11 protein-coding genes are annotated in these 22,610 nt (G+C 74.5%); 5 read left to right on the forward strand and 6 right to left on the reverse strand.

Going from position 1 to position 22,610, the window contains the following annotated elements:
• Positions 1–495 (reverse strand): MaoC family dehydratase, encoded by a 495-nt coding sequence (locus ACGFIR_RS12580; protein ID WP_393007329.1) that lies wholly within the window; start codon positions 493–495, stop codon positions 1–3.
• Between the two features lie 149 nt (positions 496–644).
• On the opposite strand from ACGFIR_RS12580, the gene ACGFIR_RS12585 reads away from it, so the two are divergent.
• Positions 645–2,009, forward strand: a complete 1,365-nt coding sequence (locus tag ACGFIR_RS12585; protein ID WP_393144835.1) for a hypothetical protein — start codon at positions 645–647, stop codon at positions 2,007–2,009.
• Positions 2,010–2,192: 183 nt separating this feature from the next.
• Positions 2,193–3,773 (forward strand): amino acid adenylation domain-containing protein, encoded by a 1,581-nt coding sequence (locus ACGFIR_RS12590; protein ID WP_393144837.1) that lies wholly within the window; start codon positions 2,193–2,195, stop codon positions 3,771–3,773.
• Positions 3,774–3,866: 93 nt separating this feature from the next.
• Here ACGFIR_RS12590 and ACGFIR_RS12595 read toward each other — a convergent pair whose 3' ends face one another.
• The 5 genes from ACGFIR_RS12595 to ACGFIR_RS12615 form a co-directional block, all read right to left on the reverse strand.
• A complete protein-coding gene (locus ACGFIR_RS12595; protein ID WP_393144840.1) occupies positions 3,867–5,111 on the reverse strand; it encodes an acyl-CoA dehydrogenase family protein in 1,245 nt (414 codons plus the stop codon).
• The gene (locus tag ACGFIR_RS12600; RefSeq protein WP_393144842.1) at positions 5,112–6,014 is read right to left on the reverse strand and encodes a phytanoyl-CoA dioxygenase family protein; all 903 of its coding nucleotides are present in this window, start codon (positions 6,012–6,014) and stop codon (positions 5,112–5,114) included.
• Between the two features lie 14 nt (positions 6,015–6,028).
• A complete protein-coding gene (locus ACGFIR_RS12605) occupies positions 6,029–7,540 on the reverse strand; it encodes an aldehyde dehydrogenase family protein (RefSeq protein WP_393144844.1) in 1,512 nt (503 codons plus the stop codon).
• A complete protein-coding gene (locus tag ACGFIR_RS12610; RefSeq protein ID WP_393144846.1) occupies positions 7,527–8,708 on the reverse strand; it encodes an aminotransferase class I/II-fold pyridoxal phosphate-dependent enzyme in 1,182 nt (393 codons plus the stop codon). The genes ACGFIR_RS12605 and ACGFIR_RS12610 overlap by 14 nt, the downstream gene beginning before the upstream one ends.
• A 71-nt stretch (positions 8,709–8,779) precedes the next feature.
• Complete coding sequence (locus ACGFIR_RS12615) at positions 8,780–10,012, reverse strand: MFS transporter (protein ID WP_393144848.1); 1,233 nt, start codon at positions 10,010–10,012, stop codon at positions 8,780–8,782.
• Between the two features lie 283 nt (positions 10,013–10,295).
• Here ACGFIR_RS12615 and ACGFIR_RS12620 point away from each other — a divergent pair, with 283 nt between their 5' ends.
• From ACGFIR_RS12620 to ACGFIR_RS12630, 3 genes are read left to right on the forward strand one after another with little or no spacing between them, the layout of a single operon-like run.
• On the forward strand, positions 10,296–13,583 hold the full coding sequence (locus ACGFIR_RS12620; protein ID WP_393144850.1) for an amino acid adenylation domain-containing protein: 3,288 nt from the start codon (positions 10,296–10,298) through the stop codon (positions 13,581–13,583).
• 38 nt (positions 13,584–13,621) lie between these two features.
• The gene (locus ACGFIR_RS12625; RefSeq protein ID WP_393144852.1) at positions 13,622–20,164 is read left to right on the forward strand and encodes an amino acid adenylation domain-containing protein; all 6,543 of its coding nucleotides are present in this window, start codon (positions 13,622–13,624) and stop codon (positions 20,162–20,164) included.
• On the forward strand, positions 20,161–22,608 hold the full coding sequence (locus ACGFIR_RS12630) for a beta-ketoacyl synthase N-terminal-like domain-containing protein (protein WP_393144854.1): 2,448 nt from the start codon (positions 20,161–20,163) through the stop codon (positions 22,606–22,608). Before ACGFIR_RS12625 ends, ACGFIR_RS12630 begins: the two co-directional genes overlap by 4 nt.
• Positions 22,609–22,610 lie beyond the last annotated feature (2 nt).

Raw genomic sequence — 22,610 nt, forward strand, 5'->3', positions numbered from 1 at the left:
TCAGGAGGCGGTCTCCCGGCAGCGGACCATGAAGGACCGCTCGAAGACGATGACCGTCTCGCCGGTGGACTTCGTGCCCGTCGTCTCCACCGTGACGATGCCCTGCCCGGGCCGGGACCGGCTCAGCCGCTTGTCGAGGATCCGGCTGGTGGCGTACAGCGTGTCGCCGACGAAGACCGGCTCCCGCAGGCGGACCCGGTCCCAGCCCAGGTTGGCCACCGCCCGCGCCGACAGTGCCTGCACGGTCATGCCCCCGATCAGGCACAGGGTGATTCCGCTGTTGACGAGCACCCGCCCGTACTCGCTGCCGGCGCCGTAGTGCTCGTCGAAGTGCAGCGGGTGCTGGTTCATGGTGAGCAGGGTCAGCCAGGTGTTGTCGGTCTCCGAGATGGTGCGGCCCGGCCAGTGCCGGATCACCATGCCGGGCTCGAAGTCCTCGTAGTCCCCGCCGTGTTCCTCGCGGTACTCGTTGCCCTGGACATGACGCAGTGTCATCGACAGCTCTCCTGTGTCGCGTGCGGATGGACGGGCGAGGTCCACGTCGGACGTGAATGTTAGTCTATTTCGATCATCGTTTCGGAGATCCGGCCCACGGCGAAGAGCCCCGGCGGCCGGCCCGACGTGCGATTTCCGGGGAGCGTCAGATGACCGTGCGCGAAGGTGTCGGCAGTGCGGTATCGACCGGGCACCCGTGGTTCGGCTCCCATCGCCTCGCGCCGGCGGCGTCGGCGGAGACGATCCGCGGGATGCTCCGCCACGAGCTGCGGGACACGGGCTGGCCCTACCAGCGGCTGCTGCCCGCGGCGCCCATAGCCGTCCCGCGGGCGTCCTACGCCGAGATCTTCCGGGTGGCCGCCGCGCTGGTCGGCCTGCTGCGGCGCACCGCCCTGGAGACGGCCCCGACCACCGAGGGCCGGCTGGCGGCCTACCGCATGCCGCAGAGCGAGGACCAGCTCTGGGTGCGCGACCAGTTCGTCGAGGAGCGCTACCCGGACAGCGTCGTACGGCCGGACGTCGTCGTCGGTCCGGACGGGCCCCGGTTCCTGGAGTTCAACGTCAGCGGCGCGCTCGGCGGCGTCGTGGAGACGCGCGCCCGCCTCGAGGTGTGGCGCAAGCTGCACGCCGACGCCGAGGGGCGGACCCCGTTCACCTCGCCGGACCCGTTCGCCGTGCGTGCCGCGATGTACCGGTCGCTCTGCGACGAGCTGGGGCTGGCGCCGCGGGTCGCCATCGTCGGCAGCGCCCGGGTCTTCGGCGTGCGCAGCCGCTACTTCCAGCTGGAGGCCGACTACCTCAACAACCACGGCGTCACCGCGCGGTTCTTCGAGCCGGAGGAGCTGCCCGAGGCGTGGGACTGCCCGCCGCACCTGCGCTACCCCGTCGGCCTGCGCAACTTCACCATCCCGGACTGGCTCGACGCCGGCCTCGACACCAGCTACGTGCAGGACGCGCTGGACAACGGCTGCCTGCTCGTGGGCACCCAGACGTCGACCTTCATGCACAGCAAGCTGACCATGGGCCTGCTGTCGGAGGGCCGGCCGTGGATGAGCGCGGCCGAGCGGAGCCTCGTCGACAGGTACGTGCCGTGGACCCGCGTCCTCTCGGACCGCAGGACCACGCGCGAGGGCCGCGAGGTCGAGCTGCTCGCGTTCGTGCTGGCGCACCGGGAGCTGCTGGTGCTCAAGGCGGGCCTGGGCGAGAGCGGCAAGCAGGTGGTCATCGGCGGGGAGGTCGACCAGGCGACGTGGGAGTCGGCCGTCACCGAGGCCGTCGCCGACGGCACCAGCGTGGTGCAGGACTTCGTGGCGCCGCGTACGTGCCGCGTCGCGCTGGTCGCCGACGGCGCCGACGAACCGCACGAGGCCGAGGTCGCCCCGGTGATCGGGCCGCTGTTGTTCGGCGGGCGCCCGGCGGGCCTGTTCTGTCGCTACTACGGCGACGGCTCCGCCGGAATCGTCAGCGCCCGGGGGCGCGACAGCAGCTCCGACAACTGCATGGTGGCCGTCTGACCACACCGGACGCGCGTCGTCGTCCGCCGAGCGGCCCGACGATAGGGGGTCCGCGGCACGAATGAGGTGTTGTCGCGGTGCGGCCCCCGTGTCACGATCGCTGCCACCGCAAGCCCGTGCCGGGCGATCCATGGTCGACCGGCGCCCTGTCGGCCCGCCGCCGTCGAACCGAAGGGACCTGCCATGCCTGCCGATCCCGGGGTGACCGGAGCGCCGACCGGGTGGCACCCCGACCGGGCGGTGCCCGCGCTGATCTGGGCGGCCGCGCAACGGCACGGCCACCGTACGGCCGTCGTCGGCGCGGACGCGACACTGAGCTACGCCGAGCTGCGCCACGCCGTCGGGGGTCTCGCCGACGTGTTGCGGGGCCACGGTGCGACAGCCGCCCCGGTGGCCGTCCTGGCCGACCGCGGCGCCGCCCAGCTGGTGGCGTGCCTGGCCGCGCTGCACGCCGGGGCCGGCTACGCCTGCGTGGACGCCAACCAGCCCCGGGCCCGTGTCGAGAGCCAGCTGCGCGGCTGCGGGGCCGCCGTCGTGGTGACGGATCGCGACGACCCGCCGGTGTCCGGGCAGGTGGTGCTCGTCGTCGACCTGGCCGGCTGGATCGGCGCGGGGGCGGCGGCGGAGCGCGCCGGGGCGCTGGGCGGTCCGTCGCCGGTCACGGGGGACCAGCTCGCCTACACCGTGTTCACGTCCGGCTCCACCGGCGTACCCAAGGTCGTCGAGATCCCTCACGCGGCCCTGGCCAACTACGCGGCCTTCGTCGCCCGGCTGGTCGACCCGGAACGGGCCGACGGCGAACGGCTGCGCTTCGGGTCGGTGACCAGCCTCGCGACGGACCTCGGGCACACCGCGGTCTTCCCGGCGCTCACCGGGGGAGACACGCTCCACCTGGTGCCCACCGAGACCGCGACGGACCCCGACGACTTCGCCGACTACCAGGACGAGCACCGCGTCGACGTCCTGAAGATCACCCCCTCGCACCTGGCGGCGCTGCTCGACGAGGCGGCGGAGCGGGTCCTGCCCCGCCGCCTGCTCGTCGTCGGTGGCGAGGTGTGCCGGTGGGAGCTGGTGGACCAGGTCCGCGAGCTGTCGGACGTGCGGATGGTCAACCACTACGGCCCGACCGAGACCACCGTCGGCGCGCTCACCTTCGAGGTGCCGACCGACCCGGCGGCGCGTCCGGGCACCGCCACCGTGCCGATCGGCCGCCCGATCGACAACACGCGGGTCGCCGTCGTCGACGCCGACCTGCGCCCGGTCGCGGCGGGCGTCGAGGGAGAGCTGCTGATCTTCGGCGCGGGGCTCGCCCGCGGCTACCGCGACGACCCCGCGACGACCGGCGAGATGTTCCCGACCGACCGTCCCGAAGGCCGGTGCTACCGCACGGGCGACCTGGTGACCCGCCACCCCGACGGACTGGTGGAGTTCCACGGCCGGCGCGACGGCCAGGTCAAGATCCGGGGCCACCGCGTCGAGCTGAGCGAGGTGGAACAGGCGGTACGCCGGTGCGCCGGGGTGCGCCGGGCGGCGGTGGTGCCGGTCGCCGGGACCGGCTCCGTCCCGCGCCTCGTCGCGTACGTCGTGCCGAGCGAGCCGCCCGGACCGACCGCCCGCGAGCTGCGCGAACAGCTCCGCGAGACGCTGCCCGACTACCTGCTGCCCGGGGCCGTGGTGTGTCTCGACGAGCTGCCCCGGACGCCGAGCGGGAAGCTGGACGTGCGCGCGTTGCCGGCACCCGGCAGGCCCGCTGCGCGACGGTAGTTCCCGACCCGGCCGCTTCGGGTCATCAGGACGGGTCCGTGGCGGACGCCACCGCGCGCTGCGGCGGCCGGCGTCCGCCGGCGTCCGTCGGCCTCAGTCGGCGTGCGGGTCGAGTCCGAGCGCGACCCGCCCGATGAACGGGTAGGAGTCCAGCGCTCCGAACGGCTGCATGAAGCCGCCCGCGCGGGCGTCGCGGTACAGCCGGGACAGGGGGTGCCGGCTACTGAAGGACGCCCCGCCGCAGATCGTCATGGCCCGGTCGACCGTGCTCACCGCCGTGCGGTTCGCCAGCAGCTTCGCGGTCTGCCACCCCCGTACGACGTCGTGGACGGCGGCCTCGGACCGCTGCGCCGGGTCGTCGGCGGCGAACAGGGCGTCCACCAGGCGTCCGGAGCGCTCCAGCACCCCCCGGGTGGCCGCCAGGTCGAGTTCCATGGTGGCGACCTCGCGCTGCACGGACGGGTGGTGTGCCGGCGCCGCCCGTCCAGGCTGCCGGGGCATCCGCGTGGCGTGTTCCACGGCGATCTGGAAGGCCGCCTCGGCGATCCCCAGTGAGGCGCCCAGCAGGGGGAAGTTGATCGCGCAGGAGCGCGCCAGGTCCTCCGGGGTCGGCGGGCCGACCGGCTCCCCGACGGTGACCCGGTCGGCGGGCACGACGCAGTCCTCCAGCAGGAGCCCGTGGCTGCCGGAGCCCCGCATGCCCAGCGCGTCCCAGTCGCCGAGCACGGTCAGCCCGGGCGTGCCGGCCAGGACGACGGCCTCGGCCTGCCGCCACCCGCCCTCGGGATCGGCGACCCGGACCGCGACGTTGAACGAGTCCGCGACGGCCGAGTTCGTGACGAACGTCTTGCGCCCCGTGATGACGTACTCGTCGCCCTTGCGGACGGCCTCGGTGAGCGCGCCGTTCCACGTCGCGCCCGGTTCGGTGGAGGCCCCGGCCATGATCAGGTCGGAGCCGCCCAACGCCTCCAGGATCGCGTCGAGCTGCGCCGCCCGGACCTGGTCGCCGTCCGCCTCGGCCCGCTCCCACCGGCGGACCTGCCCCCACACCGAGGCCATGTGCATGTTCGCGCAGATGGCCGTCGACCCGCAGCCCCGGGCCAGCCGGGAGACGGCCACCAGCACGTCGTGCAGGGAGCGGACCCCCAGCCCGCCGTACCGGGTGGGGGCGCACGCGGCGAGCACCCCGCTGTCGCGCAGGTCGGCGAAGTTGTCGGCGACGAACGTGTTGTCCCGGTCGTGCCGGCCGGCCCGTTCGGTGAGGGTGCCGACGTGGCTCTCGGCGAGGGAGACCAGCTCCCGGCCGGCGGCGGTCGTGGCGGTGAGTTCTCCGAACACCTACAGCATCCTCAGGATGGTGAGGAACTCCTCCGCCCGTTCGGCGTGGGGTTGCTGCGGGCCGTCGAAGCGGGCGCCGGTCTCCGTCGGTACCGGCGTCGGCAGCACCCTCGGGAACAGCGGGCCCCCGATGGGGTCGCCGGGCCGCAGGCCGTGTTCCCACAGCAGCGGCAGGACGGCGTGCTGCGGCTGGAAGGTGACGCCGTCGCCCACCCACCGGGAGACGAACGCCCGACGCTGCCGCTCGGGGCCGGTGCCGGTGGCGCCGTGCAACGCGGCCGGGTGGAACAGCACGATGTCGCCGGGCGTGAGGTCCCAACTCAGGATTTCGTGCTCGGACACGTCCGGCACCGCCTCGAGTTCCTCACGCCGGCCGAGGTGGGTGGCCCCCGGGGTGATCGGCACGTAGCGCCGGCCCCAGCGGTGCGAACCGCGCACCACCTGCAGCGCGGCGGTGTCGGGGGTGCACGGGTCGAGGGGGATCCACATCGCGCACACCTGCTCGCCCGCGATCGGCCAGGAGCTGACGTCCTCGTGGAACGGCGTCGGGGCACCCGATCCGGCCGGCTTGGCGAAGATCTGGTCGTAGAAGGCGGTGATCGCGGTGGAGCCGAACAACTGCTGGGCGATGCGCGCCGCGGGGGAGAAGAACATGAAGTCGCGGAAGCCGTCGTGGGTCTTCCACATGAAGGCGTCCCCGGCGAACCCGCCACCACCCAGCAACGCGGTCGCCTGCGCCAGCACGGTCGGGTTGGCGAGCAGGTACTCGACGCCTTCGGCGATCCGGCCGAGCCACCTGTCGTCGATCATGCCGGAGAGCCGGACCACGCCGTCGGTGTGGAACGCGTCGATCTCGGCCTGGGTCAGGTCGCGCGGTGGCGCCTCGGGAGGGCTGATGTCCATGTGCGGGGTCTCCGTCAGGGAAGGCGTCGCCAGTGGGCGCCGAAGAGGGTTTCCTCGTCCGGCAGGCTCAACGGCAGAGGATGTGAGACGTAGGTGTAGTTGAGGAAGTCGCGCCAGGTCACGTTCTCCGACCGGGAGCAACCGCCCCAGCTGCCGCTGGCGATGACCTGGGTGAACGGCATCCCGTTGTCGAAGCTGCCGCTGTTGCCCACGGCGGTCGACTGGTTGACCATCACCCGTCCGGCGCGGGCCCGCGCGGCCAGCCTGACCACCCGGTCGGGCCGGTCGGTGTGGATGCCGCAGCTGTGGCCCTGCCCGATCCGGCCCAGCAGCGTCTCCACCGCCCCCAACGCGTCGTCGAAGGAGCTGAACGTCGACACGGTGAAGACCGGCGCCAGCTTCTCGCCGAGCATCGGGTCGTCGAGCGCCGGGACACCGCCGGGCGCCAGGGGAGGCAGCTGGGCCACCAGGGCGGTGGTCTTGGCCGGCTCGGCCAGGTCGATCCCGGCGGCGGCGGCGAGCGCCGCGGCGGGTCGACCGACCGCGTCGCGGTTGAGCGCCTGCCCGTCCGGCCAGAGCAGCGTACGCAGCCGTGCCGTCTCGGCCGGGTCGCACAGGTGGGCGCCCCGCCGGGCCAACTGGTCGAGGAAGGTGGCCGCGATCTCGGCGTCCACCAGCACGTTGCTCTCCGACGAGCAGGAGGTGCCGTTGTTGAAGCTGCCGCCCAGCACGATCAGCTCCGCCGCGGCGGCCAGGTCGGCCGAGTCGTCCACGATCACCGCCGGGTTGCCGACGCCCGCGCTGATCGCCGGGGTGCCGCTGCGGTACGCCCGGCGTACCGTGCCGGGGCCGCCGGCGGCGATCACCAGGTCGGCGGCGGCCATCAGGGCCTCGGTGGTCTGCCGGTCGGTGACCGGCAGGCACTGGACGAGGTCCGGCGGGGCGCCGATCGTCTCCAGGGCCCGACGCAGCAGCTCGACGGTGCGGGTCGCGGAGTGCCGGGCCCGGGGGTTGGGGGTGATGACCACCGCGTTGCGGGTCTTCAGCATCGGCAGGGCGTTGCCGACCACCCCGGAGCAGGGCGCGGTGGCGGGGCTGGCCACCGCGATCACCCCGATGGGCTTGGCCAGCTTGCGCAGGCCACGCTCCGGCAGCTCCTCGATGATTCCGCTGGTGACGACGCCGTGCAGGTCACGCAGCGTGCCGAGGACCCGGCGCCGGTAGAGCGTGAACAGGTGCTCCGGGTCGCCGAGGCCGGTCTCCCGGTAGGCGAGGTCGGCCAGCGACCGGGCGGTGTCCTCCTGGTAGGCCGCCCAGCCGAGGGCCGCGACCAGATCGTCGACGCGCTCCTGCGGCCAGAACTCGACCTCCGCCTGGGCCCGGCGGGCGCGGGCCAGGGTGGCCTCGACCTCGGGCCGAGCCTCCTCTGTGGACACCGGCGCGTCCCGGCGGCCCGTGGCCGGCGCGTCCGGCGCCGCGGTGAGCGTCACGGCCGCGTGGGCCTCGCGGAGGTCATCGCTGGACACTGGCGTGCTCCCGGGTCGAGGGCTGCGCCGACCGCAGCCGGCCGATGGTCTCCTCCAACATGTCGTCGGTGACGGTGAGGGAGAGCCGCAGGTAGCCCGGCGCGCCCATCACCGAGGCCGGCAGCACCAGGAGGCCGCGCTCCTCGAGCAGGGCCGCGTGTGCCCAGTCGTCCGCGTCCGGCACCCCGGCCAGCAGGTAGAACGTTCCCTCGCTCGGCTGGACCTCGTACCCGGCCTCGCGCAGGGCGTCGACCAGCAGGTCGCGGCGCTGCTCGATCGGCTTGACCTGGAGCGCGTGCTGTTCCAGCTCGGGCAGGGCGAACAGCAGCGAGTTGTTGGGAAACGCCCAGCCGGTGGTGAGGCGGGCCACGGTCAGGGCCCGGCGGAGCACCGCCGGGTCGGGCATGGTCGGCGGGATCGCCACGTAGCCGACGCGCTCGCCGGGCAGCAGCAGCGTCTTGGTGTAGGTGTGCACCAGGAACGTGAACGGGTAGTGCGTCGCCGGGCTGGGACACGACCGGCCGTCGAACACGATGCGCCGGTACGCCTCGTCGGACAGCAGGTACACGGGCCGACCGTTGCGGGCGGAGGCTTCCCGCAGCACCTCGGCGAGGGCGGCGAACTCCTCGTCGGTGTAGACCGCGCCGGTCGGGTTGTTCGGGCTGTTGACGATGACGGCGCTGGTCCGGGGCGTGATCGCCGCCGCGACGAGTTCCGCGTCGAGTCGCCAGGATCCGGGGGTCAACGCCACCGGCCGGGGGACCGCGCCGACCGAGGCGATGATCGGCTCGTAGTAGAACCAGGCGGGGTCGAGGTAGACCACCTCGTCGCCCGGGTCGCAGACGCTGCGCAGGCAGATGGTCAGCCCCGCGAACGCCCCGTTGGTCAGGGCGACGTCGTCGGCGGTGAACGGCAGGGCGAGTTCCCGGCTGAGGGTGGCCGCCACCGACTCCTGGGCCGGCGGGTGGTCGCGGGTGTACGCGAACCAGTCGGTGTGCCGCGGGCTCAGGTGCCGCTGCAGGACCTCGACCAGGGCCGGCGCGGGAAACTCGTGCGGATCGCCGAAGGCGAGGTCGATCACGCCCGGGCTGCCGCGCAGCCGCGAGTAGGAGGACTGCTCGAGGTAGGCCCCCAAGCGCCGCCCGTACGCGTCGGTCGCGTCGGTCATCTGCCGACTTATCCGGTGCTCCATCCTGCTCCGATCTCCACCCTGATCCGTGGCCGGCGAGGTCGCCGGATTCACACCGTGGCGGGTTGTGCGGCGGGGACTCTTGCGGGCAGCTGACGCACCGACCGCGCGGAGAAGGTCGCGACGGTCACCAGACCGAGCACCCCGCCCGCGATGAGCAGCGTCTGGGCGACGCCGATCCGCTCGGCGACCGGGCCGACGACGGCCAGGCAGAGCGGGCCGAGCACGAACGAGCCCATGGCGTCGTACGAGCTGATCCGCGACAGCGCCTCGTTGGGCACGTGGTTCTGCAGGGCGGTGTCCCACAGGACCTCGAAGATGTCGACGCAGACGCCGTTGACGAGCATCGAGACCGCGATCAGCCAGACCGGCGCGCCGGCCGCGATCAGCGCGAACGGCGGGAGGAAACCGAAGGTCGCCAGCACCGCCACCCGCATCGGCCGGCGGGGGCGGATCCGCATCGCCACCAGGCTTCCGCCGACCAGGCCCACGGCCTGCGCGGTGACGATCACCGACCAGGCGGTGACGCCGCCCAGCTGCTCCTTGGCGGTCAGCGGGCCGAGCACGTAGATCGCCGAGAAGCAACCGTTGACGAACGCGAACTGCACGACCACCAGCCAGACCCAGGACCGGGAGCTGAACTCCCGCCAGCCCTCCCGCAGGTCGGCGAGGATGGTGCTGGCGGCGGCCCGGGCGGGGTGCGACACCCGGACCCCGGCCAGCAGGAGCGCGGAGCCGAGGAAGGTGGCCGCGGGGACCGCCAGCGCCCAGCCGGCGCCGAGGGCGGCCACGAGCACTCCGGCCAGGGCCGCGCCGCCGATGGTGGTGCTGTTGCGCGACAGCCGCAGCAGCGCGTTGGCCGACTGGAGCTGCTCCTGGGCCACCACCTGCGGCACGACGCCACGGGAGGCCGGCAGGAAGAGCGCGGCAGCGGCGCCGTTGACGGCGGACAGGGCGATCACGACCGGCAGCGAGGGCCGGCCGCTGACGAACACCACGGTCAGGGTCGCCTGGGCGGCGAAGGCCAGCAGGTCGGAGCCCACCATCAGGCGGAAGCGGTTCATCCGGTCGGCGAGGACACCGCCGAACAGCAGCAGCGCGACCTGCGCCAGCGACCGGGCGGCGAGCACGAGGCCGAGGTCGGTGGCGGAGCCGCCCGGCGCGTCGAGGACGGCGAAGGCGAGCGCGACCGGGATCACGGCGCTGCCCAGCAGCGACAGCGTGCGGGCCAGGAACAGCATCCGGTACGACCGGTCGGCCAGGATCCGGAGGTCGTCGCGCACCTGGCATCACCTCCGGTCGGTCGGTCGGACGGGCTGCGTGCTGGCGCGCCGATGGCGTCACAAGCGTGCCCATCATGTGGCAGGGAAACGGCTTGCCCAACCCCTAGGACTCGGAACAGATGTCGTGAATTGTGAGGTCAAACCCCTAAAACCGGTCCTCCTGCTGACTAAGCGCTCAGCCAGCCTGGTAGAGATCGAGGATCGGCACCCGCATCGGTGCGACGCTCGCGTCCGGTGGAAGCCCCGGACCGCAGCCGGATCACCGACGGACAACGGAGGACCAGTGGGACGGCAGGAGCATCCGGTCGCGAGTGACGTCACGCAACGCGTGGCGCGGCTGTCCAGTTCGGCGCGGGCGCTGCTCGACGAGCGGCTGCGCGCCAGCCGCTCCGAGCCGGCACCCGCCAGCGCCGCCATCCCCCGACTGGACGCCGCCGAGGCACCCCTGTCCTTCGCGCAGGAACGGCTCTGGTTCATCGAACGGCTGGAGGACGACGCCGTCCACCACAACGACGCCACCCTGCTGATCCTGACCGGCTCGCTCGACCGGGACGCGCTGCGCCGGAGCATCGAGGAGGTCGTCCGCCGCCACGAGATCCTGCGTACCGCCTTCCGCCAGCTCGGCGAGCGGGTCGTGCAGGCCGTCACGCCGCCCGCCCCGCTGAGCATCGACGTGGTCGACCTGCCCGGCGCCACCGCGCATCCCGACGACGCCGTGCTGCGGGCCGCCGTCGAGCGGGAGATGCGGGTCCCGCTCGACCTGGCCGCCGGCCAGAGCATGCGGACGGTGCTCTACCGGATCGCCCCGGACGTGCACGTGCTCGGGGTCACCGTGCACCACCTCGTCTGCGACCTGTGGTCGTTCACCATTTTCTGCCGCGAGCTGGCCGCCACGTACGCCGCGTTCGCCGCCGGCGCGACGCCGGACCTGCCCGAGCTGCCGATCCAGTACGCCGACTACGCCGCCTGGCAGCGCACCGCGGTCGGCGAGGAGCGGATGGCGGCCCACCTGCGCGAGCGCGTCAATGAGCTGGCCGGCGTGCCGCCCCTGCTCGCCCTGCCCACGCGGGGCCCACGCCCGGCGGTGCAGCAGTTCGTCGGCGCTTCCGAGTGGTTCCGGCTAGGCGCCGCCGACGCGGACCGGATCCGCGCCCTCGGACAGCGTCAGGGGGCCACCACCTACATGACCCTGCTCGCCGCCTTCACCGTGCTGCTCGCCCGGCACAGCGGGCAGCGGGACATGGTCGTCGCCAGCCCCATCGCGACGCGGGAACAGCACGAGCTGGAGCATCTCATCGGCTGCTTCCTGAACATGATCGTGGTGCGGGCCGACCTGTCCGGCGAACCGACCTTCGCCGAGCTGGTGGGCCGGGTCAAGGCGGCCTCGCTGGACGCGTTCCGGCACCGCGACGTGCCGTTCGAGCGGCTCGTCGCCGCGTTGCAGCCGGAGCGCAGCCGCAGCCACCAGCCGCTCGCGCAGGTCGCCTTCGTGCTCCAGAACGTGCCCACCAGCCGGCTGGACCTGCCCGAGCTGCGGGTCGACGTGCACCAGATGGAGACCGGCCGGTCCCGGATGGACCTGACGGTGAAGGTCACCGAGACGGCCGACGGGCTCATCGGTGAGTTCGAGTACGACACCAGCCTCTTCACCGGCGAGTCCGTACGCGACATGGCCCGGCAGTTCGAGCTGCTGCTCGTCGAGGCGGCGCGGGAGCCCGACACGAGCGTGTGGCGGCTGCCGATGCTCGACGACGCGCAGCGGCACCGGATCCTGCACGAGTGGAACGACACCGCCGCCGACCTCGGCCCCGAGGCGCTCGTCCACCGCCTCGTCGAGGCGCAGGCGCGGCGTACGCCGGACGCGGTGGCGGTCGTCGAGGGCAACGTCAGCACGACGTACCGCGAACTCGACGAACGGGCCAACCGCCTGGCGCACCACCTGCGCGACCTCGGCGTCGGCGTGGAGGACCCGGTGGCGGTGTGCCTGCCCCGCTGCGCCGCCGAGGTGGTGGCGATCCTGGCGGTGCTCAAGGCCGGCGGCTACCACCTGCCGGTCAACCCGCGTGACCCGCAGGCCCGCCGGGACGCGCTGCTCGGGCAGGTCCGCCCGGCGGTCGCGATCTCCGCCGGGGACCTGTGCGACGAGGTGTGGAGCCCCGGCCGGCGGATCATCGACCTGGACGGCGAGTCGTCGCTGACCGCCACGTGTCCCGCCACCGACCCCGCCGTGCCGCTGCACCCGGACAACCTGGCCTACACCCTGTTCACCTCCGGCTCCACCGGGCAGCCCAAGGGCGTGCAGGTCACCCACCGCGGGTTCACCAACCGGATGCTGTGGGCACAGCGCAACTTCCCGCTCGGCCCGCACGACCGGGTGCTGCGCAAGGCGGCCTGCACCTTCGACGTCTCCCTGGACGAGCTGTTCCGGGCCCTGTTCAACGGCGCGGCCAGCGTGCTGATGCCCGAGACGGCGACCTTCGACCCGCGCCGGCTGGCGGCGGTGATCGCCCAGCACGGGGTGACCGACGCCGACTTCGCGCCGACCGCCCTGCGCGAGGTGCTGCTCACCGCCGACGCCGCGGACCTGAAGTCGCTGCGGCGGATCGTCTCGGGCGTGGAGGAACTCACCCCCGAGACGCAGCGGCTGGTCTTCGACCGGCTCGACGTCACCATGTTCAACCTGTACGGCCCGACCGAGGTGTCGGTCTCCTGCACCGCCTGGCCGTGCGACCCCGACGACGAGCGGCCCTTCGTCCCGATCGGCCGGCCGATGGCCAACGTCCGGGTGTACGTGCTCGACGAGGCGATGCAGCCCGTGCCGCCGGGCGTGGCCGGGGAGGTGTACGTCGGCGGGGCCGGGCTGGCCCGGGGCTACCTCGGCAACCCGGCCCTGACCGCGGAGCGGTTCCTGCCCGACCCGTTCGCCGACGCGCCCGGCGCCCGCGTCTACCGCACCGGCGACCTGGCCCGGTTCGGGCCGGACGGCGTCCTGGAGTTCCTCGGCCGGGGCGACGGGCAGCTGAACCTGCGCGGCTACCGCATCGAGCCGGGCGAGGTGGAGTCCGCACTGCGTCGCCACCCGGCGGTGCGCGAGGCCGCCGTGGTCGTACGCCGGGACCCGCCCGGCAGGGACGCCCGGCTGGTCGGCTACGTCGTCGGCGACGACCTGCCGGGCACCGCGGACCTGCGCGCCCACCTGCGCCGGCGGCTGCCGGACTACCTGGTGCCGGCCGCCTTCGTCAGCCTGCCCCGGCTACCGCTGACCAACCACGGGAAGCTCGACGTCGCGGCGCTGCCACCCCCGGGCCAGGACGGGCCCCACGCCGCCGGGGCCGTCGGGCCGCGTGACGAGCGTGAGCGGGTGCTCCTGGACATCTGGTGCGACGTGCTCGGACGCGAGGGCATCGGCATCCACGACGACTTCTTCGACCTCGGCGGAGACTCCCTCACGGCCACCCGGATCGTGGCCCTGGCCGCCGCGAAGCTGGGGGCGGACGTCGAGGTGGCGGTCATCTTCGACGCGCCGACGGTCGCGGAACTGGCCGCCCGGCTCGCGCCCGGTCAGCCGTGACCCCCGGTCCGACCCCTGTGCAGCGAGTGGAGAGCCAGATGACCGAGCACACCGGCGCCCTGATCCACGAGGCGACCGACGTCGTCAACCTGGGCGCCGCCCTGTCGCACCAGGCGCGGGTCCAGCCCGACAGCCCCGCCCTGCACCTGGTGACCGAGGACGGCTCCGCCGACACGGTGGACTACGCGACGCTCGACGCCCGGGCCCGGCGGGTCGGCGCGGCCCTGGCCGGGCACTGCCGTCCCGGTGACCGGGTGCTGATGCTCGTCGGGGCGGGTGTCGACTTCCTCGCCGGCTTCTTCGGCTGCCTCTACGCCGGCACCGTGCCGGTTCCGCTGGCCGCCCGGCTCAACCGGGCCAGCGCCCCGGTCGTCGGGCGGATCCTCGACGACGCGCAGGCCACCGCGGTGCTGGCCGCCCGCGCGGTCACGAGCGCCGTCGACCTGACCACGCTCATGCCCGGTCGCCGGCTGCCGGTCCTGGAGCTGGAGTCCCTCGACGCCGCGCCCGCCGGCTGGCAGCCGGCGGTGGCCGAGGGCGGACTGGCGTTCCTCCAGTACACCTCGGGCACCACCAGCACCCCCAAGGGCGTGATGGTCAGCCACGCGAACCTGCTGGAGAACCTGCGGGCCATCCGCCGCTCCTTCGCCTTCGACGACGCGACGGTGATGGCCTCCTGGCTGCCCCCGCACCACGACATGGGACTGATCGGCACCCTGCTCACCCCCGTCTACCTCGGGGTGCCGACGGTGTTGATGGACCCGGCGACGTTCATCCGCACCCCGGTGCGGTGGCTCCAGGCGATCAGCCGGTACCGGGCCACCATCAGCGGCGGGCCCAACTTCGCCTACGACCTGTGCGTGCGCAAGGTCGCCGAGGCCGACCGTGCCGCCCTGGACCTCAGCTCCTGGCGGGTGGCGTTCAACGGCGCCGAGCCCGTACGCGCGGCGACCCTGCGCGCGTTCGCCGAGGCGTTCGCCCCGCACGGTTTCGACGAGCGGGCCTTCCTGCCCTGCTACGGACTGGCCGAGGCGACGCTGCTGGTCGCCGGGCGGGCGCGGGCGCAGCGGCCCGTCGTGACCACGGTGGCCGACCCGGACCCCGCCGGACCCGCCCACCGGCCCGGCACGGAGGTGGTCGGCTGCGAGATCCTGCCCGAGGCGGAGGTCCGGATCGTCGACCCGACCGGCCACCCCGTCCCCGACGGCACCGCCGGCGAGATCTGGGTCCGGGGCGGCAGCGTCGTCGACGGGTACTGGAACCGGCCGGAGGAGTCCGCGCGGACCCTGCACGCCACCCTCGGCGGCGACCCCGACGACGGCCCCTACCTGCGCACCGGCGACCTCGGCTTCCGCCAGGACGGCCACCTGTACGTCCGGGGCCGAATCAAGGAGACGGTGGTCATCCGCGGCCAGAACCACTACCCGGACGACATCGAGCAGACCGTCCGCGCCGCCTGCCCCCGCCTCGGCGGGCGGATCGCGGCGTTCGGCGTGGACGTCGCCGACGATGGCCACGGCGTCGGCGAGGCCGTGGTCCTGTGGTACGAGACCCGCTCCGACACGGCGTCGGACGAGGCGCCGGCCATCGCCGAGGCGGCCCGCCGGGCCGTGGTGACCGTCCACGGCCTGGACCTGCACCGGGTGCTGGCCGTACCACCCGGCACCATCCCCGTCACCACCAGCGGCAAGACCCGTCGCGGCGACTGCGCGCGGGCGTACGCGGCCGGCAGCGCCACGATCGTCGCGGACGACCCCCTGCGCCCGGCGGCGCGCCCCGCCCCGGCCGCCGCGCCGGCGCAGGCGCAGCGACTGCGCGTCCTGGCCGGCGGGCTGCTCGACGTCGACCCGGAGCGGATCGACCCGGACCGTTCCCTGCCGGAGCTCGGGTTCGACTCGCTGCGGGCCGTGGAGCTGCAACACCTGATCGAGGGGGAGTGGGGCGTCCGCCCGGCCCTGACCGACCTGCTGGGCGACAGCACGGTGGCCGAACTGGCCGCCGCGCTGCCGTCCGCGCCCGCGGCCGACCCGCCGGCCACCCCGGCCGCCGCCGATCGGCCCTACCCGCTGTCGTACGGCCAACGGGCGATCTGGTTCCAGGGCGCACTCGCCGAGGACCCGGCCAACCTCAACCTGTGCCGCGCGGTCACCGTCGACGGCGAACTGGACGCCGCGGCGCTGGCCCGCGCCGTGCGCGACCTCGGCGTGCGGCACCCGGCCCTGCTCACCCGCTACGACGACGCCGGCGCCGAGGTGACCCAGCGGGTGGCCGACGACGCCGAGGTCACGCTGGAGGTGCGCGACGCGGCGGGCTGGCCGGCGGGCCGGCTCGACGAGGATATCGAGGCGGAACTCGGGATCGGCTTCGCCGGCCCGCCCCTGCTGCGCGCCGTGCTGTTCCGGCACGCGGCGGACCGCCACACCCTGCTGCTCTGCACCCACCACAGCGTGATGGACGTGTGGTCGCTGGCGGTGCTGGTCGAGGACCTGGCGACCGGCTACGGCCGGCACGCCGCCGGGGACGACGCGGCGCCGCCCGCCCCCGCCGCCCACCCGGCCGAGTTCGTGGCCTGGCAGCGGTCCTTCCTGGACGGTCCGGCCGGCCGGGAGTTGACCGCGACGTGCCAGGCCCAGGTCGCCGACCTCGTGCCGTTGGACCTGCCGACCGACCGGCCCCGCCCGTCGGTGCGCACCTTCCGGGGCGCCGCCCACGCGTTCCGGCTCGACGCCGACCTGCGCGCCGGGATCGACGCGCTCGCCGCCGCGCAGGGGGTCAGCCGCACCGCCGTGCTGTTCGCCGGCTACGCGGCGGTGCTGTCGCGCTACGCCGGCCAGACGACGTTCCCGCTCGGCTTCGTGCACGCCGGCCGGGTCCGCGGCCGCTTCGCCGACCTGGTCGCCTACCTGGTCAACCCGCTGCCGGTGCCGGTGGACCTGTCCGCCGACCCGGAGTTCGGCGCCCTGGCCCGGGCGGCCCACGACGCGGTGCTGGCCGCCTCCGACCGCGCCGAGGTGCCGTTCGGGCGGATCGTCGAGGGGCTCGGGCAGGCCGCCGACGCCAGCCGCGGCGCGCTGCTCAGCGCGGCCTTCGCCTACCAGCACGGGCGCGGCACCGACCGGCTCGGCCTGACACCGATGGTGCTCAACCACGAGGGGGCGCTGGGGGACTGGGCCGGGCTGCGGGTGCGCAGCCGGCCGGTACGGCAGCGGGCCACCTACTACGACCTCTCCCTCTACCTGGGCGAGCACGACGGCGAACTGCTGGGCACCTTCGACTACAGCACCGACCTGTTCGACGCCGACACCGTGGGCGTGCTGGCCGAGGCGCTGACCGCGCTGCTGTCGGCGGCCGTCGCGGCGCCGGCGACCCCCGTCGGCGCCCTGCCCCTGCTCGGCGCAGAGCGGCACCGGCAGGTGCTGGTGGAGTGGAACGACACCACGGCCGACTACGACACCGACCGGTGCGCGCCGGAGATCGTGGCCGAGCAGGCCCGCCGGACCCCGGACGCGCCGGCCGCCATCGACGGCACCACCCGGCTCACCTACGCCGAGCTCAACGCGGCGGCGAACCGCCTCGCCCACCGGCTGATCGGGCTGGGCGCCGGCCGGGGCACCCGGGTCGGCCTGCTGGTGCCCCGCTCCACGGTCAGCCTCACCGCCGTGCTGGCGATCCTCAAGACCGGCGCCGCCTACGTGCCGCTCGACCCGTCGTACCCGGTGGAACGGCTGCGGTTCATGCTCGCCGACTCCGGGGCCAGGCTGCTCGTCGCCGCCCCCGGCGCGGCCGTCGGCCTCCCGGACGTCGAGGTCGTCGACCCGGCCGAGGAGTCCCTCGCGACCGAGGACGACCGCGATCCACGGCCGACGGCCCACCCCGACGACGTGGCCTACGTCGTCTACACCTCCGGGTCCACCGGCACCCCGCAGGGCGTACTCGGCCTGCACCGGGGCATCGTCAACCGGCAACGGTGGATCATGGACCGCTTCCCGGTGGGGCCGGACGAGGTGGGCAGCCACAAGACCTCGCTGAGCTTCTTCGACTCCGGCGGCGAGATGTTCCTGCCGCTCTTCACCGGCGCCCCGGTCGTCGTGGTGCCCGAGGACGTCGGACGCGACCCGGTACGCCTGGTCGACCTGCTCGCCCGGCACCGGGTCACCCGCCTGGTGGCCGTACCGTCGTTGCTGCGGGCCATCCTCGACGGCGTCGCCGACGTCGGCGGACGCCTGTCGGCGCTGCGCTACTGCCACTCCAGCGGGGAGGCGCTCACCCCCGACCTGGCCGCGCGGTGGCTGGCGGCCCTGCCCGGCTGCGTCCTGGTCGACCTCTACGGCTCGTCGGAGATCTCCGCCGACGTGACCCTGGACGTGGTCACCGGACCGGAGCGGGTCGGCAGCGTCGGGCGGCCCATCGGCAACACCCGGATCTACGTCCTGGACGAGGCCATGCGGCCGGTACCGCCCCGCTTCGCCGGTGAGGTGTACGTCGGCGGGGCCGGCCTGGCCCGTGGCTACCTCGACCAGCCGGCGTTGACGGCGGCGCGGTTCGTCCCGGACCCGTACGGCACCGGCGGGCGGCTGTTCCGCACCGGTGACCGGGGCCGGTTCAGCCACGACGGGCGGCTGGAGTTCCTGGGCCGGGCCGACCACCAGGTGAAGGTGCGCGGCTTCCGGATCGAGCTGGGCGAGATCGAGGCGACGCTGCGGGCCCACCCCGGGGTCGCCGCCGCCGTGGCCGCGCTCGCCCAGGCGCCGGGCGGCGGCGAGCAGCGGATCGTCGCGGCGGTCGTGCCCCGGCAGCACAGCGGGTCGTCCGCGCCGGCCGGAGCCGATCGGGGCGGGGCGCCGGCCACCACCCGGGTGTCGGACTGGCGGCTGCTCTACGACCGGATGTACACCGAGGCCGGTCCGGCCGAGGAGGCCCAGCAGGCGATCTGGACCAGCAGCTACACGGGCGCGCCGTTCACCGACGTCGAGATGGGCGAGTGGATCGACCAGGCGGTCCGGCGGATCCGGGAGCTGCGCCCCCGCCGGCTGCTGGAACTCGGCTGCGGCACGGGCAACCTGACCCTGGCGCTGGCGCCGGACTGCGAGGCGTACGTCGGCACCGACTTCTCCGCCGCCGGCCTGAAGGTGCTCGAACAGCGGCTCGACGCCGAGGGGGTGGACCGGGACACGGTCACGCTGCTGCTGCGGGAGGCCGACGACGTCACCGGCATCGAGGCCGGCAGCTTCGACACCGTGGTGCTGCACTCGGTGACCCAGTACTTCCCCCACCACGACTACCTGCGCGGGGTGCTGCGCGCGGCGGTCACCGCGGCTTCGCCCGGCGGGCGGATCTACCTCGGCGACGTACGCGACCTCGACCTGCTGGAGGTGTTCCACGCCTCGGTGGAGCTGGGCGCCGAGCCGGAACCCGGCCTGACCGTCGCCGAGCTGCGCCGCCGCGTCGCCGCCCGGGTGCTCGCCGACGACGAGCTGGTGCTGGCCCCCGACCTGTTCCTCACCGCGCCGGACTGGCTGCCCGGGGTGACCGGGGTGGAGCTGCACCTCAAGCGCGGCCGGCAGGCCAACGAGCTGAGCGCGTTCCGCTACGACGTCGTCCTGCACGTGGGCACCGCCCCCGACGGCGACGCCGCCGAGCCGGTCGAGCCGGTGCGGTTGGACTGGACGCGCGACGGGCTGGACGTCGCCCGGCTGCGGAGCCTGCTACGGGGCAACCGCAACCGCCCGGTGGAGGTACGCGACGTGCCGAACGCGCGGCTGGTCACGGTCGCCGGCCCCGTACGCCGGCTGACCGGTCTCGCCGACGCCGACCCGGTGACCCGCCCGACCGGCGAGCTGCCGCCCGGGGTCGACCCGGAGGACTGCTGGAGCATCGGCGAGGCGCTGGGCCGACGGACCGCCGTGGTGCCGTCGACCGCGCGCGATCCGTACACGATGGACCTGCGGTTCTGGCCCGCGTCCCGCCCGGACGACACTGTCGGCTGGACCCCGCCGCGGGCCCGGCGTGCCGACTGGCCGGAGCTGGCCAACGACCCGCTGGGCGCCACCGCGCGGCGGGACCTGCTGCACGACCTGCGCACCCACCTGCGGCAGCGGCTGCCGGAGTTCATGGTGCCGCTGCTGCACCTGGTCGACGAGCTGCCCACCACGGCGACCGGCAAGGTGAGCCGGCGCGCCGTCGCGGCCGAGGCCACCGAGGCGCTGGCCCGGTTGGGCGCGGGCGCCACGGCCCGGCCGCTCGCCCCGGCGGCCGGCGGGCTCCAGGCCCAGGTCACGGAGATCTGGCTGGACGTCCTCGGCGTCGGCGCCGTCGGGCTCGACGACAACTTCTTCGACGTCGGCGGCAACTCGCTGAGCCTGGTCCAGGTGCACATCCGGCTCCAGGAACTCCTCGGCCGGCAGTTCCCGCTCGTCGACCTGTACGAGCACACCACCGTGCGCAAGCTCGCCGAGCACCTCGGCGGGCCCGCGCGCCCGGCGACGGAACCGCCCGTCGACCCGGGGCCCGACCGCAACGAGCAGGTGGCGAACCGCCGCCGGTTGATGCGCCAGCGTATTCAGGAAGTGGGAAGTCGATGAGCAGCGAGATGGACATCGCCGTCGTGGGGATGAGCGGACGGTTTCCGGGCGCGGCGAACGTCGCCGAGTTCTGGGAGCTGCTCCGCAACGGTGTCGACGCCGGCCGCGAGCTGACCGCCGCCGAGCTGGACGCCGTCCCGGCCGAGGAACGCGCCGACCCGGCGTACGTGCCGGTGTGGTCGGGCATCGAGGGCGCCGACCGGTTCGACGCCCAGTTCTTCGGCTACTCGCCGACGGACGCGACGCTGATCGACCCGCAGCACCGGATCCTGCTGGAGTGCGCCTGGGAGGCGTTGGAGGACGCCGGCTACGACAGCCGCCGCTTCCCCGGCGACATCGCCGTGTACGCCGGCTGCGGCCTGAACCAGTACCTGCTCTACCACCTGCTGCCCCAGCAGGAGCTGGTCGACTCCGCCGGCCGGCTGGGCATGGCCGTCGCCAGCGACAAGGACAACCTGGCCACCCGCATCTCGTACAAGCTCGACCTGACCGGGCCCAGCATGACGGTGCAGACGAACTGCTCCTCGGCCCTGGTCGGGCTGCACCACGCCATCAGCAGCCTGCTCGACTACCAGTGCGACATGGCGATCGTGGGCGCGGTCAGCGTCAAGAACCCGGTGCCCCGCGGCTACCGGCACGAGGCCGACGGCATCAACTCGCCCGACGGCCGCTGCCGGGCCTTCGACGCCGAGGCCGCCGGCTACCACCTGGGCGACGGCGCCGGCGTGGTGGTGCTGCGCCGCCGGGAGGACGCCGAGGTCGCCGGCGACCGGATCTACGCCCTGGTCAAGGGCTCGGCGGTGAACAACGACGGCGCGGGCAAGGTCAGCTTCGTGGCGCCCGGCCGGTCGGGCCAGGTGAAGGTGATCCGCCGGGCGCTGCGGGTCGCCGACGTCGAGGCGGGCTCCATCCAGTACGTCGAGGCCAACGGCAGCGGCACCCTGATGGGCGACTCGATCGAGGTGTCCGCCCTGGAGGAGGCGTACGGCGCGGCCGGCGCGTCGGGCGCCGGATGGGCGATCGGCTCGGTCAAGCCGAACGTCGGCAACCTCGACACCGCCTCCGGCGTGACCTCGCTGATCAAGGCGGTCCTCGCCATCCACCACGGCGAACTGCCGCCGTCGATCCACTTCCGCAAGCCCAACCCGCAGACCTCCCTCGACCGGGGGCCGTTCCGCGTCAACGACATGCTGCGGGACTGGCCCGAGGTCACCGGGCCGCGCCGGGCGGCGGTCAGCTCGTTCGGCGTCGGCGGCACCAACGCGCACGTCATCCTCGAACAGGCGCCGCCGCCCGCGCCGCCGGGGCCGAACCCGCCGGCCGTGCTGCTCGCCGTCTCCGCGGCCGGCGGCGAGGCGCTGGCCGCCGCCGCCAACCGGCTCGCCGAGCACCTCGGGCGGCACCCGGAGCAGGCCCTCGCCGACGTCGCCTACACCAGCCAGGTCGGCCGTCGGGCGTTGCGCCACCGGGCCTTCGTGGTGGCGACCGACGCGGGGGAGGCGACCCGCGCGCTGTCCGCCGTCGGCGCGGGCGAGGCGTCGCCGGAGACCGCCACGGTGGCGTACGCGTTCCCCGCCACCTGCCCCGACCTGGCCGCGCTGCTCGACGCCCTGCCCCGGCTGCGGGCGGAGGTCGACCGGGTGGCCGGTGAGCTGGGCGTCGACCCGGCTGCCGGCGGGGCGGGCTCCGACGCGGCCACCGTCACCGGGCAGCTCGCGCTCGCCCGGCTGCTGGGCGCCTGCGGCGTGTCCCCGGTCGCCGCCCACGGCGAGGGTCCGGGCGCCGTGACGGCCGCCGTCGTCGACGGCCGCTGGACGGTGGCGGAGGCCGGGCGCGCCCTGCGCGCCGGCGGCCACCCGCCCGCGCCGGCCGGGGCGCCGGCCGAGGCCGACCTGACGCTGGCCGTCGGCCCGGCCGAGGCGTCGACGCTGGCGCTGACCGACGACGCCGGGAGCCTCCGGGGGCTGCTCGGCGCGCTCGGCGAGCTGTGGCGCCGGGGCGTCGACGTGGACTGGGCCGCCCTGCACGAGGGCGCGTCGCGGCGTCGCGTCGGCCTGCCGACGTACCCGTTCCAGCGGACGCGGCACTGGGTCGACCCGGTGGCCGTGGCGCCCGTGACCGGCCCGCCGCCGGCGGCACCGGCCGCCGACGCCCAGCCGGCCGCCGGCTCGGTCCTGGAGGAGGCGGTGGCCGCCGTGTGGCGCCGCCGCCTCGGGGTGGACCGGATCGGGTTGCACGACTCGCTGCTGATGCTCGGCGCGGACTCGCTCAGCGCCGCCCGGACGCTGCGGGACCTCGCCCAGGCCTTCCACGTCGACCTGCAACTCGGCGTCTTCCTGCAGACCCCCACCGTCGCCGCGCTCGCCGAGGTGATCGACGGCAAGCTGCGCGAGGCGCAGGAGATCCGGGCCGCGCTCGCCGCGGTCACCGAAGAGGGAGCGTGAGG

The sequence above is a fragment of the Micromonospora sp. NPDC049051 genome (assembly GCF_043197575.1).
Taxonomy (GTDB): Bacteria; Actinomycetota; Actinomycetes; order Mycobacteriales; family Micromonosporaceae; genus Micromonospora.